At 67.3% G+C, this 16754-nt stretch carries 12 protein-coding genes and 1 pseudogene; 4 read left to right on the top strand and 9 right to left on the bottom strand.

Annotation, left to right across the window (positions count from 1 at the left end; translation table 11 throughout):
- Nucleotides 1-751: 751 nt before the first annotated feature.
- A complete protein-coding gene (gene ctaD / locus ACFRIC_RS40335) occupies nucleotides 752-2452 on the bottom strand; it encodes a cytochrome c oxidase subunit I (protein ID WP_382796922.1) in 1701 nt (566 codons plus the stop codon).
- A gap of 187 nt (nucleotides 2453-2639) precedes the next feature.
- On the opposite strand from ctaD, the gene ACFRIC_RS40330 reads away from it, so the two are divergent.
- Nucleotides 2640-3710: an RNA-guided endonuclease TnpB family protein gene (locus ACFRIC_RS40330; protein WP_382796849.1), complete on the top strand. Its 1071-nt coding sequence runs from the start codon at nucleotides 2640-2642 to the stop codon at nucleotides 3708-3710.
- Between the two features lie 131 nt (nucleotides 3711-3841).
- Nucleotides 3842-4477 (top strand): hypothetical protein, encoded by a 636-nt coding sequence (locus tag ACFRIC_RS40325; RefSeq protein WP_382796848.1) that lies wholly within the window; start codon nucleotides 3842-3844, stop codon nucleotides 4475-4477.
- Nucleotides 4478-4722: 245 nt separating this feature from the next.
- Here ACFRIC_RS40325 and ACFRIC_RS40320 read toward each other — a convergent pair whose 3' ends face one another.
- From ACFRIC_RS40320 to ACFRIC_RS40305, 4 genes and pseudogenes are all read right to left on the bottom strand, one after another.
- Entirely contained in the window at nucleotides 4723-5280 is a 558-nt protein-coding gene (locus tag ACFRIC_RS40320) for a GNAT family N-acetyltransferase (protein WP_382796846.1), read from the bottom strand.
- A 216-nt stretch (nucleotides 5281-5496) separates the two neighbouring features.
- Nucleotides 5497-6012 (bottom strand): GNAT family N-acetyltransferase, encoded by a 516-nt coding sequence (locus ACFRIC_RS40315; RefSeq protein WP_382796844.1) that lies wholly within the window; start codon nucleotides 6010-6012, stop codon nucleotides 5497-5499.
- A 772-nt stretch (nucleotides 6013-6784) separates the two neighbouring features.
- Nucleotides 6785-8473, bottom strand: a complete 1689-nt coding sequence (gene murJ, locus ACFRIC_RS40310; protein WP_382796842.1) for a murein biosynthesis integral membrane protein MurJ — start codon at nucleotides 8471-8473, stop codon at nucleotides 6785-6787.
- 116 nt (nucleotides 8474-8589) lie between these two features.
- Nucleotides 8590-9010, bottom strand: a pseudogene (locus tag ACFRIC_RS40305) (IS630 family transposase); the annotation flags it as partial.
- A 654-nt stretch (nucleotides 9011-9664) separates the two neighbouring features.
- Here ACFRIC_RS40305 and ACFRIC_RS40300 point away from each other — a divergent pair.
- Nucleotides 9665-10594, top strand: coding sequence for a hypothetical protein (locus tag ACFRIC_RS40300; RefSeq protein WP_382796840.1), 930 nt, complete (start codon nucleotides 9665-9667; stop codon nucleotides 10592-10594).
- Between the two features lie 384 nt (nucleotides 10595-10978).
- Here ACFRIC_RS40300 and ACFRIC_RS40295 read toward each other — a convergent pair whose 3' ends face one another.
- From ACFRIC_RS40295 to ACFRIC_RS40280, 4 genes are all read right to left on the bottom strand, one after another.
- A complete protein-coding gene (locus ACFRIC_RS40295) occupies nucleotides 10979-12394 on the bottom strand; it encodes an extracellular solute-binding protein (RefSeq protein WP_382796838.1) in 1416 nt (471 codons plus the stop codon).
- Nucleotides 12394-15126, bottom strand: a complete 2733-nt coding sequence (locus ACFRIC_RS40290) for a VWA domain-containing protein (RefSeq protein WP_382796837.1) — start codon at nucleotides 15124-15126, stop codon at nucleotides 12394-12396. The genes ACFRIC_RS40295 and ACFRIC_RS40290 overlap by 1 nt, the downstream gene beginning before the upstream one ends.
- Nucleotides 15127-15157: 31 nt before the next feature.
- Entirely contained in the window at nucleotides 15158-15535 is a 378-nt protein-coding gene (locus ACFRIC_RS40285) for a hypothetical protein (RefSeq protein ID WP_382796836.1), read from the bottom strand.
- 299 nt (nucleotides 15536-15834) lie between these two features.
- Nucleotides 15835-16200: a hypothetical protein gene (locus ACFRIC_RS40280; protein ID WP_382796835.1), complete on the bottom strand. Its 366-nt coding sequence runs from the start codon at nucleotides 16198-16200 to the stop codon at nucleotides 15835-15837.
- A 222-nt stretch (nucleotides 16201-16422) separates the two neighbouring features.
- Between ACFRIC_RS40280 and ACFRIC_RS40275 the strand changes: the two genes are divergently transcribed.
- Nucleotides 16423-16683, top strand: coding sequence for a hypothetical protein (locus ACFRIC_RS40275; protein ID WP_382796920.1), 261 nt, complete (start codon nucleotides 16423-16425; stop codon nucleotides 16681-16683).
- The last annotated feature ends 71 nt before the right edge of the window (nucleotides 16684-16754 follow it).

Here is a 16754-nt window from a genome sequence, read left to right as displayed (position 1 = left end):
TGGCAAAGGCGATCGAGTCGATCCGGTCCCAGGCCGTGCTGCCGGCAGGTCGGAGCCGCCCACCGCCCCGTGCGATTCCAGTAGCGAGATCAGCGGTCAACGACACGCTGCCATGCACGACTCGACGCACCGCCCGGCCCGCAAGCCTACGAGTGAGCTCTCGAGGGTGAGCCTTTGATGGCGCGTCGTCGCGAGGTTTAGAGGCCCGCCGCAGGCAGGTCTCGCAGCTGGCCACGCCGGCCCACTTGGCGGGAGTCCTCAGCCGCGCGGTCGGGGAACTCCCGCCTTTGCTGCTCCCCCTCCTGGCCCGTCGGCCGGCTCTGCCGACGCCCACGCGGTGAGTCGACCAGCGGATCGGTACGGCACGGCGCGCCAGCAGGGTTTCCGTCTTTACGAGAACGACAAGAGGGCCCAAGCGCCAGCTAATCCGGAACAGATGACGAGGGTCCAAGCCAGGCAGCGCGTACGAAGCTGTCGGTACCGGTGTTCGTATTCGGCACGAAGCGAAACACATCGGGCAGCGAGTCGTTCGACATCCTTGCGTGCCGAGGAAAGCCTCTCCCTGGTGTAGTGCTGCGCAATCTCTTCGCGTTGTGCTGTAGTGAGCCAGTCCATGGCCTGTACAAAGTTCTGTGCACGCCGCTCTGCGTCCGAGATCTCGGCCTCCCAGAGTAGATAGCCCTCCAAAGCGTTAGCCATTTCGCTTTCGGGTGGGGGAGAGGACGGCCCGCTCACGAGAAGTCTCGCTCGATCATGTATGGGCCTCCGAGGAGGAGGCGAGCTCAGCGATGGCAATGTCGGGGTGGTGCAGGTCGAACGCCGGGGATTCACTGCGGATCCGCGGCAGGGTGAGGAAGTTGTGCCGCGGCGGCGGGCAGGACGTCGCCCATTCGAGCGAACGGCCATAGCCCCACGGGTCGTCGACCTCGACCTTCTTGCCGTACTTGGCCGTCTTCCACACGTTGTAGAGGAACGGCAGGATCGACAGGCCGAGCAGGAACGAGCTGATCGTCGAGACCGTGTTCAGCGCGGTGAAGCCGTCGGCGGCGAGGTAGTCCGCGTAACGGCGCGGCATGCCCTCGGCACCCAGCCAGTGCTGCACCAGGAACGTGCCGTGGAAGCCCACGAACAGCGTCCAGAAGGTGATCTTGCCCAGACGCTCGTCGAGCATCTTGCCGGTGAATTTGGGCCACCAGAAGTGGAAGCCGGAGAACATCGCGAACACCACGGTGCCGAAGACGACGTAGTGGAAGTGCGCCACCACGAAGTAGGAGTCGGAGACGTGGAAGTCCATCGGCGGCGAGGCCAGGATGACGCCGGTCAGACCACCGAAAAGGAACGTCACCAAGAAGCCTGCAGTCCACAGCATAGGCGTTTCGAAGGACAGTGCGCCCTTCCACATCGTTCCGATCCAGTTGAAGAACTTCACGCCGGTCGGTACGGCGATGAGGAACGTCATGAAGGAGAAGAACGGGAGGAGGACGCCACCGGTGACGTACATGTGGTGCGCCCACACGGTCACGGAGAGACCCGAGATCGCGATGGTCGCGCCGATCAGGCCCATGTAACCGAACATCGGCTTGCGCGAGAACACCGGGATGACCTCGGAGACGATGCCGAAGAACGGCAGGGCGATGATGTACACCTCTGGATGGCCGAAGAACCAGAAGAGGTGTTGCCAGAGCAAGGCTCCGCCGTTTGTCGCGTCGAAGACGTGCGCACCGAATTTACGGTCCGCCTCCAGGGCGAACAGCGCCGCCGCGAGGACGGGGAAGGCCAGCAGCACCAGAACCGCGGTGAGCAGGACGTTCCAGGTGAAGATCGGCATACGGAACATCGTCATGCCGGGAGCGCGCATGCAGATGATCGTGGTGATGAAGTTGACCGCGCCGAGGATGGTGCCGAAGCCGGAGAAGGCCAGACCCATGATCCACATGTCGGCGCCGACGCCAGGCGAGCGGACCGCGTCCGACAGCGGGCTGTAGGCGAACCAGCCGAAATCGGCCGCGCCCTGCGGGGTAAGGAAGCCGCCGACCGCGATCGTCGAGCCGAAGAGGTACAGCCAGTAGGCGAACATGTTCAGCCGCGGGAACGCCACGTCGGGCGCGCCGATCTGCAGCGGCATGATCCAGTTCGTGAAACCGGCGAACAGGGGCGTCGCGAACATCAGCAGCATCACTGTGCCGTGCATGGTAAATGCTTGGTTGTACTGTTCGTTGGAGATGAACTGGATACCTGGCCGTGCCAGTTCGGCGCGCATGATCAATGCCATGATGCCGCCGATGAGAAAGAACCCGAACGACGTAGTCAGATAAAGTGTGCCGATCGTCTTGTGGTCAGTGGTGGTGAGCCACTTGACCACGACGCTGCCGGGCCGTTTGCGGCGCACCGGAATTTCATTTGCGTATTCTTCGGGTGCGTTGACGCCGTGGGGCTCGTTAATAGTACTCAAGCCGTTTGCTCCATGCCGGCGAAACAGGATATTGATCTCCATGGTCGCCTGCGGCGCAGGATGAAGCATCCTCGATACCCGTGAATCCTCTGATCGCGTGAAAAAATCCCCCAAACGGCGCATACTCGGGGCGCCCTCGCAAGATTAGGGGTAGAGGGCTGCGCTTCGACTATCGGCTCCATCCTCGGTGACCGTGATCAAGGATCCGTCGGGCCGGTACTTCGGGAGTTTCGTCGTCCAGGTCGAGCCCGAGCCGCTCGCGCCCGTAACAGCCGAGGCCGGCATCGACCTCGGCCTGACCCTCCCCCAGACTTCGTCCGGGGGGACCCCCATCGCCGTTCTCTCCGACGGCAAGGTGATCGACAACCCCCGCTTCCTGCGGCGTGCCGAGCGGAGACTGAGGAAGGCGCAGCAGGCGTTGAGCCGCAAGGCGAAGGGGTCGAGGAACCGGGCCAAGGCACGGCTGAAGGTCGCCCGTGCGCACGCCCGGGTGGCCGACGCGCGCAGAAACTGGTGTCACCAGAACGCTTCGAGGCTGGTCCGCGACAACCAAGCGGTCTACCTCGAAGACCTGGCGGTCTCCGGCCTGGCCCGCACCCGCCTCGCCAAGTCTGTGCACGATGCTGCGTGGGGCATGTTCCGCCGCGTGCTGGAGGACAAGGCGGCCCGGGCCGGCCGTCACGTCGGCGTCGTCTCCCGCTGGCTGCCCTCCTCCCAGACGTGCTCGGTGTGCTGGGTCGTGGACGGGAAGAAGCCGCTGCACGTACGCACCTGGCGGTGCAGCGGCTGCGGTACCGAACATGACCGTGACCTCAACGCGTCGCGAGTGATCCTCGCCGCCGGGCAGGCGGAGAGGCTAAACGCCCCCGGAGGGCCGGTCAGCCCTGGAGTGGAAACCCCACGCCAGGCACCGCCCGTTGAACGGGGAACCCACCCGAAGGCCCAGCCAGTCACCACCGGCAGCCAGGCGAGAATCCCCGCCTTTAGGGCGGGGAGGATGTCAATGGCCACGCTCCCTGTAGAAGTCGGCGTGGCCCCTGGTCTGGCTGGGCGTGGAGGGCGGCCTGGGACTTCCGGGGGGTGGAGTCGGTCCAGGCCGCCCGCCGCCGCCATCATGGTCAGCGGACCGGGAAGCTCACCACCTCGGCGGGGCACAGGAATGAAAGCCCCGCGCACCCTGCCCGGCGATGCCCGCAGGTCCCGGCTCGAGCGGGGTGGCAGATTCCCCCCCGCGAGGTCGGTGTTCACGTGGGACTGAGAGCCCACGGCACCCGTGGCACTTTGATGGCTGACGTGTGCTCACGTCTCACGCGAAGTTGAGCAAGTACCCCTGCCCCCATGAGTACTTGTACTCACGTCGCGGCGGCGGGCGACCCGGAGACTGTGCCCATGAGACGAAACCCCGCCCCGACCAGCACGTTCACCCGCACCCCGCACGGCCTGCGCCCCCTGCTCGCCATGGCGGCCCTCACCGCGCTGACCCTCACAGCCTGCGGCACCGAGAAGACAGACGCCGGCGCACCGCAGGGCAGCTCCGCCGACACCGTCGGGGCCCGCTCCAGCGCCGCCTTTGCGAAGATGCTGAGCGAGATCGCGCAGCAGTGCCCGCCGAGCGCTGCGCCCGAGGCGCCGCCGACCGGTCCGACGAGGGTGTTGCCGTCCGGGCAGACACCACCGGATGACGCGATCGAGCCCGCCGCCCCCACGGCGGGGCCGGAGGTAGAGCTGAACGCTCGCGACTGGTGCGCGGGCAGCCTCCATGAAGAGCGCATCACGCAGGCGCTGTGGGATGTGGAGAATCCCACCCCGGACAAGGTCAGGGCGATCCTGAACGGCCTCGGTTATGTCGACGAGCGTATCCACGGCCTCAAGCGGTTCGGCACGGCTACGCGATTCTTCCTCGATCTGCGCGACCAGGGCGGACGGCTCTGCCTGTCCGGCTCGGCGGCCGGCGAGGAGACCGTCGTGGACATGTGCGTAGCACCCGCGACCGGCCCCTTCACGGCCCCAGAGCAGCACGTGTAAGGCAGCGCGCCGGCCGCGGGCGGGCGACGGCCGACGCGCATGGTGTCACGACGCGGCCTGCACGGGTCGGCACGGCCCGCTGCGATTCAAAGGACCACCACGGAAACCTGAAGGCTGACGTGATGTCGCGTCAGCCCATTCAGGCGGCAGCAAGCGAGTCGGACTTCTGTCGAGCACACAGACGTGGATGCTTCTGAGTGGTGGATCGGTCGCGAGGCTACTTCTGGGGGGTACGGGTAGCGCGATCAGGTGCTGACAGAGGAAGGCGCCATGTGACTCCAGATAAGGCAGTCGTGCCACACGTCGTCCTCTGGATCCTCACGCACCCACGAGCGGCAATGACGGTGCAGCCGCTTCTCCAGGCGATAACCAGCTCGAGACGCGAGTCGCTGCGAGCCGACGTTTTCCGGATCGATCTCGAGCCACAGACGCGGCACACCGACGTCCTGGTGGGCCCACTCCGTGAGCACCTGAATAGCGCGCAGGGCGATCCCGCGCCGACGATGCTCGGGCCGCACCCAGTACGCCAGCTCGAAACCCTGCTCCTCGTCCATCATGAGCCCGAGCGCCGCCAAGAGATGTCCGTCATCGACGACCCCGTAGGACACTTGTCGCTCGCTGGCAGGATCCCAATCGCGCAACGCGCCTTGCGCCTGCGCCAACGAGTACGGTCCCGCCGGATGCGGCCCCCACAGGGCACTGTTGGTCTCCCTAGCCGTTGCTTCGACCAGCAGGGGGGCATCGTCCGGGGTCAAGGTGCGCAGCCGTCGCCCATCAAGGTGTAGGTCCGCAGTCAGATTCACCGTTGGAGTATGCCCGACGACCGTTAGGACAGCCCTTGTCAAGATCGCGTGCGGCGGCTGACACCAGCGGCTGACACCAACAAGCGCGAACGACCGCGGTCGGCGCCGGACCTCAGTGGACGATCGACCTACGCCAGGGGCCGTTGGCTGACGTTGGCAGACCCCCGTGATCGATCTGATAAGGAAGCGGACCAAGTGCAAAGCGGGGCGCGGGAATCAACGATTGTTGAGTGGCGTGGGGCAGGTCTGGACGTCCAGAACCATGGTGTCCGAGTTGCCGCTACGCCCGACCCGGGTGAAGCCGAGGGCAGCGTAGAGGTGCACGGCGGGGTTGCCGTCCTCGACGCTCAGGCTGAGCCGAGCGACTGGGGCCGGTCCTGCGGCGGCGGCCCGGATCAGCGCCTCCATCAAAGCCCGGCCGTGCCCGCGGCGGCGGTGTTCGGGCAACAGGCCGAGGGTCAGCTCGGGAACGTCCGCAGCGACGAAACCGTACCCGGGTTCACTCTCGGGGAGGTGCCGCGCCCAGACCGCACCGATCGGTTCGCCGGCGTCGGTCTCTGCAACAACCCCGAAGTCGTCCCTGCGCTGCCAGCCGACGAGGTAGCGCGCGGCGTGCGGCTCAGCGGCGAGCTGCTCGGCAGTGAACCGCTGATCGCCGTTCCAGTTGTATGCCTCGAGCAGGATGCGCCAGAGGAAGTCGGCGTCACCGGCGACGGCGGGGCGGAAAGACATCTACGTCCTTCGGGTCTGGAGCGGTGTGGGCCGACCGACGGTAGGTCGCCATCCCACCGCTCAGCAAGGAGTTTTGTCGCAGGGGCACCTGTCCCACCGGTCGACCCTCACAGAGTTACCGGGAACCTCCGGGCCGACACCCCAGTCGACGATCACCCGCTACTGGTCTTCACCCGAGGAGTGAAGGTCCCCTCACTGCCCAGCAGGACCCAGGAATGCCCTATCGCCCCAGGTCAAAGAACTCCTGGACATGTTGGCCACCCTCAGCTGGCTCATGAAAGCCCGGGGCTAGTGGATCGTGAAACGAGCGGTTGATCCCAACGGCCACCAGCGTCCCGGTGGCCCGTCAGACCGCCGACTATGACGCGAAGCTCACGCCCGGAATCTGGCAGCGAAGCAAGCCGTACAGCAGCGCGGTACCGCAGCCCCAGCGACTGCCACCGCCCATTGGCGTCCCTCAGAGTCCTCGGAGCGACCGGAATGACCGTCGCTGACCGAACTGGCTAGAGCTACGGATCAGAAGGCTTCTGACATCCACGGCTGACATCAACGACGCCGGACGGGGGCGTACACCAGCATCCCTGCCGGGCCGTCGCACCCCTCGACGACGGCTTCCGGAGTGGGCTCAGATCGAACTCCTAAAGCGGGGCTTTCTGGAACCCTCGTCCACAGACTGGCCGACAGGTGTCCACTCGGTCTCGCCACGCCCCCAGCCCGAAGGCCCAGGCACCGAGCGACCGTGATAACCACACAGCCACATCAGACCGGGCGCTCACCCCAGGCCCGGCAGGCTCCGAAGCTCGTTGACCTTCAAGATTCGTGCGAGCAGCACGAACACCAGGAGCATCGTGAGACCGCCCGCAGCGAGGCCAAGAGTGGGTGCCCAGGTGGTCGAGGTGACGGTGCTGGAGCATGAGCGCGCCACGAGCCATCCCAGCGCTCCCGCCGCGAGCGCAGAAGCCGTCAGCTTGCTGTAGGTGCGGCACAGGTTTTTGCCGTCTAGCCGACCGTCGAGTCGTCGTCGCAACAGCATCGCAGTGATAAGCAGGCCGATGGCGTACGAGGCGGCGTAGGCGCCCGCCAGGCCGGTGACGGCCCATCGCGGGGGCGTCAGCAGATGGCAGACGGTGGCCAGGGCAATGTTCGCCGTACTGATCCACACGGCCATCCAGAACGGGGTCCGGGTGTCCTCGAAGGCATAGAAGCCGCGCAGCAGCATGTACTGCGCAGAGAAGGGGATCAGGCCGAGTCCGAAAGCCTGGAGCATCTGGCCCAGCGGCACGATGGACGCTGAATCGGCTGCCCCGTGAGCGAAGTTAGCCTGCGCCAATTGCGGGCCGAGGGCCACGAAGAAGAAGGCGGCGGGAACGATAACGACGCCGCTGATCCGCAGGGCCCGGGAGAGGTCATCGCGCATGTCATCCAGACGGTGTTCGGCGACGGCCCGGCTCATCCGCGGCAGCAGGGCGGTGACCAGCGAGACAGTGATGACCGACTGCGGCAGCGACCAGATGGTCTGCGCATAGGTGTAGGCGGAAAACCCCACGCCGCCATTGGGCAGTGCTGCGTCTGCGGCGGAGGCATAGCGGGTCACCACCGTACTGGCCACGAGGTTGGTCAGGACGAACAGCAGCGTCCAGCGGGCCGCGCTGATGCTCTTGCCCAGGCCCGTGCCGCGCCAGTCGAACCGCGGGCGGAACCGAAAGCCGGCGGCCCTGGCGAAAGGGATCAGAGCAAGAGCCTGGATCGCCAGAGCGCCGGTGGTGCCCGCGCCCAGCAGCGTGACCTGAGTCTGGGTGATGTCCTGGACGGAATCCGGGACGGTCATCATGCCGAGGTATACGCCGAACATGGAGATCAGAACGACGTTGTTGAGGACCGGGGTCCACATCATCGCGCCGAACTTGTTCCGGGCGTTGAGCACTTGGCCCAGGATGCTGAACAGCCCGTAGAAGAAGATCTGCGGGAGTAGGAACCGCGCGAAGACCACCGTCAGCTGAAACGCTTCGTGGTTGGCCGGTGAGTCGCTCTGATAGAGGCTGATGATCTGCGGAGCCGCCCAAACGGCCAGCAGCGTGCCGACTCCCAGCACGGACATCGTAAGGGTGACCAGGCGCTGCTCGAAGGCCCGTCCGGCATCCGGCTGCTCCATTCTGGCCCTCACCAGCTGCGGTACCAGTACCGAGTTCAGCGCACCTCCGATGAGCAGGAAGTACAGGCTCGCCGGCACCACGTTGGCCTGGTTGTAGGTTGTAGCGAGCAGTCCCGTCCCGAGTGCCCCGGCCTGTAGGACTGTTCTCAGCAGGCCCGTTGCCCGGGACACCACCGTCCCCGCTGCCATCAGCATGGACGAGTGCATCAGCCCGCCCTCTGCCACGCCAGACTTCGTAGCGGCGTGCCGCCCACGCTTCTGTCTCTGCGGTAGCTGTGTTCTCGCCGCGCCCTGCGTCCCCTCCACCATGCACCTAATCTACGGCGTAGAGATCATCATCATGGGCACTGCCCCCGGAGTCTTCGGTCGGCCCACAGCCAAGTCCCCAGCCGATGCATTGCGGCAAATGAAAACTCCGGGCCGTGGGTGTTTGCGGCACCCTTCTTGCATCGGTTGACACCCCACAGGGTGTCGTTGCCGATCGCGTAGCAGCCGTGGAAGTACCGCACCCCGTGGGTGCGGTGGTAGGTCGCGGGATGCCGTTCAGGGCGACCAACAGGCGCCCAGCACGACCCGCCCATGGGCCGGATGCCGAGCGGCCCGAACTCGTCGAACGCAAACACCCGGTCCGGGGAACCGCTCCAGGACCTCCTCGATACGGTCGAGCTCGGCGTCCCGGTCGGGGTCCGGCGACTCTTTCCAGGTCTTGGTGCGCTGGAATGTGACGCCGCGGCGGGCCAGCAGGCACCGTACCGCCTCGCGGCCGATCCGGATCACGCGGCCGTGAACTTTCCGCAGGTAGGCGGCTAGTTTGCGGATCGACCAGCGCGTGAAGGGGTGGCCGATCTTGGTCGGGTGGGGCGGCGCCCTCGGCGTAAGCCGACGGTCTGGACGGCATCCCCTTCACCCGCGGCAGGGTGATACGCACGGGCATCCCCTCAGGACCCGGAAACGGGGCTGAACGCAGCAGGATCTCGCGGCCTCGGTGACGTAAAGGGCCGTAGGCTCCGACGACCCTCCCCGTCGAAGGCCACCGGCACTGCGAACCGTCCCTTGACGGCCGCACCTCCAACCACAGCCTCGACGTCGGCCGACCCTGACGGCATGTACACCACTTCATGTTGAAATACCAAGACATTTCAGCAGCTCTCCCCGGTAAGTACTGAACTAACGGAAAGGAAGGCTGTCTTGGAGTGTTGTGCGGGGCGCGCGCTCAGGCGGCTGGCGGGGCGTCCCCGCTGGCAAAAGATGAGGGGCTTGTGGGCCGTGGCGTCCTTGTGTCCTGCGTCTTGTGTCCGGCGGCGGTGGGCTGGCGCCCGCCCGTTGTGATCTTGGTCATGCGCACGCAGAATCTTCATTCTTTGTGCAACGATCTGCGCTGTGTCGCCGCCTGGATCACCTGGGCCGGCAGACTTCGCGATCATCTGGGCCGCCTGTGTGGTGTCGACGAACCGTCAGACCAACCTCCTGCCTGGCCCCTTTCTCCACCTGGAAAAACGCATGCGCATTCGTGCCACCGTGGCCGCCGTCTCCGGTGCCCTGGCTCTCTCCTCCCTCGCTGTTCCCGGCGCGCAGGCTGACGGTTCCGCCGGCCGTCGTGCGGATATCGCCACCGTCCGCGAGGCCGTCCACCCCGCGTCGGGCAAGACGGCGTTCACCGGTTCCACGGGCGACGCCGAAGAGCCCTACAAGCTCGACCTGACCTTCTCCAACGTGAAGGTCAACAACGGCAAGCCGATCGTCGTCGGCACCACCCACTGGGTCTCCGTCCCGGTCACCTTCAGCGTCAAGCACGCCGCGTCCGTGGACATCACCGCAGACGACTTCCTGCTGGATCTCGAGCTCTACCACGGAGACTTCTACGAGACGGTGGACTACCTGTACGGCGACGACGCTCCTTCCTGCACCGTGACCTCGTCGACCGCCGCCACCTGCAAGGCCACCATCGACGTCTACCCGCAGTACGGCGACCTGCGCAACGACGAGGCGGGGACCTGGAGGGCCGCAGGCGTCGCGATCGCGCTGAAGGGCATCGACCCGGTGGACAAGAACGCCGACTGGAGCAAGGTCGGCTACACCGACCAGGGCGCGCTCGCCACCACCAAGCTCCAGCGCTACTCCAAGCTGACGGCCAACGCCGCCCCGGAGCCGGTCACGAAGGGCACGCCCGTCACCGTCACCGGTCTGCTGTCGCGCGCCAACTGGGACACCGGCACGTACACGGGCTACACCGCCCAGCCGGTCCAGCTCCAGTTCCGCAAGAAGACCAGCAACACGTACACCACCCTCAAGACGGGCACGTCGTACTCGAAGGGCCTCCTGAAGACGACCACGACGGCCACCGTCGACGGCTACTTCCGCTACAGCTTCGCCGGCACCTCGACCACCCCGGCCGTCAACGCCGCGGGCGACTACGTCGACGTGAAGTAGCGGGCACGATCCACGGCGGCCGGAACAAGCACGAGGGTCCTCCGGAGCAGCCCTTCCAGCACTACCTCGACCAGCGCGAGATACCCCGGCTGAAGTCCTGGCGAACCCTGGGAACCTGACCGGCCTCTCCAAGATCCCCGCCAAAGTCAAGCTAGCCGGAGTGCCGGTCGTCTGAGGTTCGTGGTGGTGCTCGAGCGCGGTACGGGCCGCGCGGACTCGGCGGCGGTGAACCGGCTCCAGCAGGCGTGCGGGACAATTGTCGGGGCGAGTTCGAACGTCTGTGTCCGCAGTCAGAGTTGCGGTCCTTGCCGGGCCGTAGACACCTGGAACCTCACGTCGAAGTCTTCAGGTGTCCACGATCAACGGGAAGCTTCAGTGCGGGGCTCAGCCGGCGGGCAGGACATGGCGGAGTGACTTGTCCAGATCCTTTGCCAGTTCGCTGTCGCTCGGCGGGTCGTTGGTGAAGAGCTTGCCGAGCTCGGTGGCGAAGGTCTGGGTGAACGCTCCGTAGAGCGGGGTGCGCGGTCGGGACACGGAGTCGGTGAGTGCCGGGAGAAGGATGTCAGGGGCGTACCGGGGCCGTCCGCGGGTGTCGCGTGGCATCCGGTCGGTGCTCTCGCCCGCCAGCGAGGGGGATGCGGTGGCGCTCGCGGCCGCGGAGGGCGTCTCGGAGCGGCAGGTGACGTCGTCGTTCAGGTAGGCAGACGTGCGTGTGGCGGCGAACCCCGCGTCGAGCAGACACCGTTCGCTCTCTGCGCCGGTCAGGAACCCGATCAGGTCACGCGCCCCGGGCTGCTGCCCGGACGACCGGGTCAGCGCGAGGTTCTGCCCGCCGAGTACCGCCTTGCCGGGCAGCGGCGCCACGCCCAGCTGCGTGCCGTCCAGGGACTGATGCAGGGTGCGGTAGGCGTACGGCCAGTGGCGCAGGAACGCCGTCCGGCCGTTCGTGAAGTCGGTGAGCGACTCGTCCTCGTCGGAGTGGAGGGCGTCCTTGAGGAGGTACGGACCTTGGGTGCGGCCGCGTAGTTCGGCGAGGCCGTTCTCCAGGCCCTGCACCGAGGCGGTGTAGCGGCCCTGGTCGTCGGTGAGGGTGACGGCGTCCTGGGCGGACGCGAATGCTTCCATACCGTTGACCGTGCGGCCCTCGTACGCGCCGAACTGTGCGGTCCAGCCCTTCTCGTAGCCTCTCGGCCTGTCGTTGCCGCTCGACTCGTCGAGCGTGTCGATCAGCTCCTTCAGCTTCGCCCAGTCCAGGCCCTTGCTCAGGTCGGTGTTCTGGACTCCCGCCTTCTTCAGGTAGTCGGTGCGGTAGTAGAGCAGCCCGACATCGCTGTTGAACGGGATCGCGTAGACCTCGTCGTTCCACCGGGCGGTGGCGGCCACCGACGGGATGACGTCCGCGTCCACCATGCCCGTGGGCAGCGGGCGGATCAGCCCCGCCTCGGCGAACTCCGGTACCCATGTGACGTCGAGGTTGATGACGTCGTACTGCGCGCTGTCGGACTGCAGCGCCCCGAGGAGCTGGCTGCGCTGTTGGTCCGCCGAGCCCGGAAGTTCCACGAGGCGGGCGTGGCGGCCCGTGCGCAGCCGGTCCTGTCGCGCGTTCCACGTATCGATGAGCTGTTGGCGGACGCCGCCCTTGCCCGTGACGTCCCGCCCGCTGGCCACGACGATGTCCCCGGAGCTGTCGGGAACGGCCGTGGTACCGGACGACGCGGGGGTGCTGTCGCCGGTGCAGGCGGTGCACGCCGTGAGCAGCACGGCCAGTACCCACCGCAGGGCCGGTGTCCGCGATCGCATCACTCGTCCCCCGTTCCGGTTCGGGCAACCTCGTCCCGCAGGCCCGCTATGAGGTCGCCCTTGGTGTCCAGGCAGCGTCCGCCGCTCGCTTCGGAGATGCGCGCGTCCGGCTTGCCTCGGTCGCAACCGCCGCTGTCCAGGGCTGCCATGAGCACCGGAATCCCCGTTCTCTTCACCGAGTCGGAGAGAACATCCAGTCCCTTGCCGGTGAAATGATTGTTGTCCTCGTCGTCGGTGATGTACACGATCAGCTGAGGGTGCTCGTCGTCCTTGCCCCGCCCGGCCATGAACTTCAGGGCGGCCCTCAGCGCGCCGTCCGGGTCGGATTCGGCGTCGCGGACCGCTGCCTTCTTGTCGATCGTCTTCTCGGCGTCCGCCCGCCGGTGGCGGCCGAAGGGCAGCAGCACGCCCGACGTTCGGCCGTCGCCTGAGGTCACGGACCAGACGCCGTACTCGTCCTGGTCGCCGAGGCCTGCGAGCGACTGTTTGAGGATGCCGGGGGCACCTCCCGGCCCCTCCCAGAGATCACCCATCGAACCGGAGCTGTCGAGCAGGAACAGAACCTGGCCGGGGCCGTTGGCGTTCCGGTAGTTCCGCAGGGCTGAGGCCATCGTGTGGGCATCGGAGGGGCCGGGCAGCCGTCCGGGGTGGGCGAGGGTCCCGGTGTCCGTTTCGGGCGTGGCAAGGAAGTCATGAGCGCCTGAAACCCTGCGGAAGCCGTCTTCGCCGAAGATGTCCAGACCGCCGGCGGGCTTCCCGGTCGTGCCGCCGCCTCGAGTGAGCCAGACCTGGAAGCGATGGACGGCCTCGTCGCGAGCCGCCCGGTCGCGGTCGGCGTCCTGCCAGCGCACCCGGACGAAGGTGGGGTCGAGGGCCGGCACGTCCGTGGGGTACTCGGCCATCCGCCGGCTGCGCGTCGTCCGGTCGCAGTCGACACCGCTGACCATCAGGAACTCGGGGACGAGAGCGGCGGTGCGGCTGTCGGTCCTGCTGTCGTCCGGCAGCGTGCACAGCAGATCGGAGCCCGTGAGCGAGGGCGGTCCCGACTGCGCCACGCTTGCTTCGGCTTCACTCACCCCGCCCGTACCGGTGCCGTAGAGGCCGATGGTCGCCAGCAGCGCGGAATCGGTGTACTCGGGGTCCGGGCGCCGCACGTCGGCGCCTTTTTGCTGTCGGGTGAGAAGCTCCCTGAGTGTGGTGAGCGGATGTCCCGTCCGGTCGACCACCGAGGCCTCGGCGATGTTCTGCGGCACGGACAGCACCATCGGGGAGTAGGCGAACGGGCTGCCAGGTTCCAGCGCCAGGTACTTGCGGGGCGGCTCCACCGGTTGTGCCCGGGCCACGCTCCCGGAGGAGGCCGGGATCCAGATGTCCGGCTGCGGGCCGATGTCGCGCTGGGGGTCGAGGTCGTCGCTGACAGGGCGCTGCCAGGGGTCGGACTGGTCGTGGAAGCCCGCCACGGCCTGTGCCGATCCCGCGCTGTACACCGTGATGCCGCTGCGCCGGCAGCCAAAGGGTGTGGTGTTCGGTGTGGACGTCAGGTAAGCGTCCGCGGCCTTGCGCACGGTGGATTCGATGTCAGGATCGGTGAGCAGCCGCAGTTCGAGGGGCGGGCCGCAGGGCGACTGGTCGGAGCCGGTGCCGGCCAGGGCCAGGTAGCCGCCGATGCCCGCGGCTGTGACGAGGGCCGCGGCGACCGCCGCGTGGCCGGGCCTGCACCGCAGCCACATCAGCACCCGGGCGGCGGCCGCCGGCACGGCCAGGGCCCAGGAACGAAGCCGGGTGAACAGGTTGTGCCACCAGGGCAGTCCACCGGTGCCTCCGCTCACCTCCGCCGGTTGGTCTGGTTGCCGAGGCCGCCCGGGCTGTGGCGAACCGGACCACTGATCCCGGTCGCCGCCGGACTCCGCAGACCTGTCGGCTGCCGTCTTCGAGGCATCCCGGGGCGGTGTCACGCGAGCCGGCGCAGGCTGCGGGACCGTAGCCGAGGGAGGGGTCGGTTCCCCGCGGGAGGGGCCGGCGAGGAGGAGGTCGGTGTCGCCCCAACGCTGCGGCTCCCACGGCTCGTTGCGCAGGGTCCGGTGGTGGGTGCGCATGTGCGCTTTGAGAGCCTCCGACAGATCGTGGAACGAGAAGTCGGTGTCCCGCTTGTCGATGCCCTCTTCCAGCAGCTGCGCAAACCGGGCCGTGAACGGCGTGGGCGTCCTGTCGTTGCCCGTGTCGATCCGGTTGTTCGCCTGCACGCTCATCAGCACGGAGAAGCGACGCCGGTCGGCGAGCGCCTCGCACACCTGGGCGGCGTTGCCCGCGTTGCAGCAGTCGAGGACGATGACCACGTGCCGGGCCCGGCTGGTGGCGAGCACGGTCAGCACGCTGGAAAAGGGGTCGGCGCCCGGGAAGACGGCTCGGCTGCCCGGTACGACGCGCGCGTTTCGCATCTGCAGCCAAAGTTCGTCGCCCGCGCTGGGCACGGCCCCGTGACCCGCGAAATAGAAGAGGAGCAGTCCTTCGGCCTCGTCGGCGGCAGTGCGCAGCGACTCGCTGAACGAGTCCAGGTACGGCGACCGGGAGACGACGATCTCTCCCTTGCGGAAGACGCCGCTGTGCAGCAACGCCTCTTCCAGGACGGGGAGGTTGTATGCCACGGCAGCGAGGGCGCCGGGGACGCCGTGCGGGTCGTTCGGCCGCGTGGAGTCGTACGCGGACACGCCGATCAGCAGTGCCCGGTTCACCTCTCCACGCGGGTCGAAGCGAAGCACCGGTCTACGTCTCGTCGAGGTTCACCGGGTCGACGTCGTAGTCGGGCGGATCGCCGCTCTCCACGGAACGGCGGTTTTCGTACCAGGCTTTGACGCCTCTTCCCACCTGCCTCAGCACAGTGTCGAACAAGGTCTGCGCGGCCGCCCCGGAGAGCAGCATGAGGATCTCGATGCCGGCGCCCATGGGCGTGCCGTGTTCGTCTGCGCCCTGCTCGTCGGTTCCGGCGCTCTCCTGGATCCGCAGATCCCCGTTTCGGACCAGGTCCTCCAGCGGCTTCTCTCGCTCCAGCCACTTCTTCAGAGCGCCGATGTCGCTCTGATTCGCGGTGGCATCCAGCCGGACCCGGATCGCACGGTTGGGCACATCCTCCCCCTCAGTCATAACTCATCATCATGGCACGGCTGTTGGAGCCGAGGGAGGGGTGCGCGGGGAACGTGCCAGTCCGGACGGCGGCGTGTGACGCCGTCGCCGCCGGTGCGCCCGGCTCCTCTTCGTGCGCCATCATGGTCCTTCTTCCAGTGAGAAAGCCGGGCATCCGGCCACCCGCCACTCACCGCACCCCGGCAGGCGGCCTCCCTCGATCCCGTTCCCCGAGATCCTCGCCACGCGAACTCGGTTGCGAGTCCGCTGGCGCCGCCGAGGTCCCCGGCGGCGCAAGCCGGCTGATCGACGGCGACCGCTTACGAGAGTCTCTTGCCGATGGCTGCGGTGGCGATCTCGTGGTCCTTGCGGCGCCACCACTCGTCGATGTTCGCCGAGATGATCAGCGCCGCGGTTCGGAGATCCGCCTCCTGCGCGCCTTCGTCCAAGAGGTTGCTGGCGTCCTCGTCGAAGTCCAGGCTCAGCAGCCAGCGCTGTGGCTCGTTGTTCGGCTGAGCCACCGATACCTCGACTTCGAGGAAGGTCCGTTCGGTCTCAACCGCCCCTGCGGCGAGCCTGCGCTGCGTCGACTGCAAGTGCTCGACACGGATCGGGACGGCGTACGTCGGCTCGTACTCGCGAAGCAGATCACCCAGCCGGGCCAGCGTGTCAGGCGTGAGGATCATGGAGCTCCATCAGCGGGCAGGACGGCGCGGTCCGGCGGACGACGCGAGGCTGGAGCCGGGCGCGTCATCCATAGAGTAGGCCGTGATGATGCCCTGTTGCCGAGCTGTTCGGCCTGTACATCGCCGACCTCCAACGCGCGATCCCGGCTACCCCGCTCGCCCCGTTACCGACAGCCCCCTTGAGACAGACCCAGACCGTGTGCCCCGTTCGACGCGTCCGTCCTGGTCATCTGGCTCGCAGACCGGCTCCCCCACATGCGCACCATCTCGTTCCTGTCCCTGGCCATCCGCCGACGCGAGGCCCGCGAAACCGTCGAAGTCTTCGCTCCATTGGCGAAGGTGGCGGGCCTGAACCAGGTGAGCCGAGAGCGTCATGACCTGGCCTCCGCAGAGCTTTGCGGTCCGGCTGCCTCCTTCACGGTCACCGGAAAAGTGCTGGCTGCGCTGGAACGGCTGTTGCCCGCCGACCAGCGCTCCAGGTGACACGAGGAATGGGCGGCCGAGTTGGCGGCCCACCGCACCCGGCGGACCCGTACCAGCTGTACCTGCCACGT

Origin of the sequence: Streptomyces sp. NPDC056738, assembly GCF_042790435.1 — a bacterium.
Taxonomy (GTDB): domain Bacteria; phylum Actinomycetota; class Actinomycetes; order Streptomycetales; family Streptomycetaceae; genus Streptomyces.
This window is presented reverse-complemented; position numbering and strand designations above follow the sequence as displayed.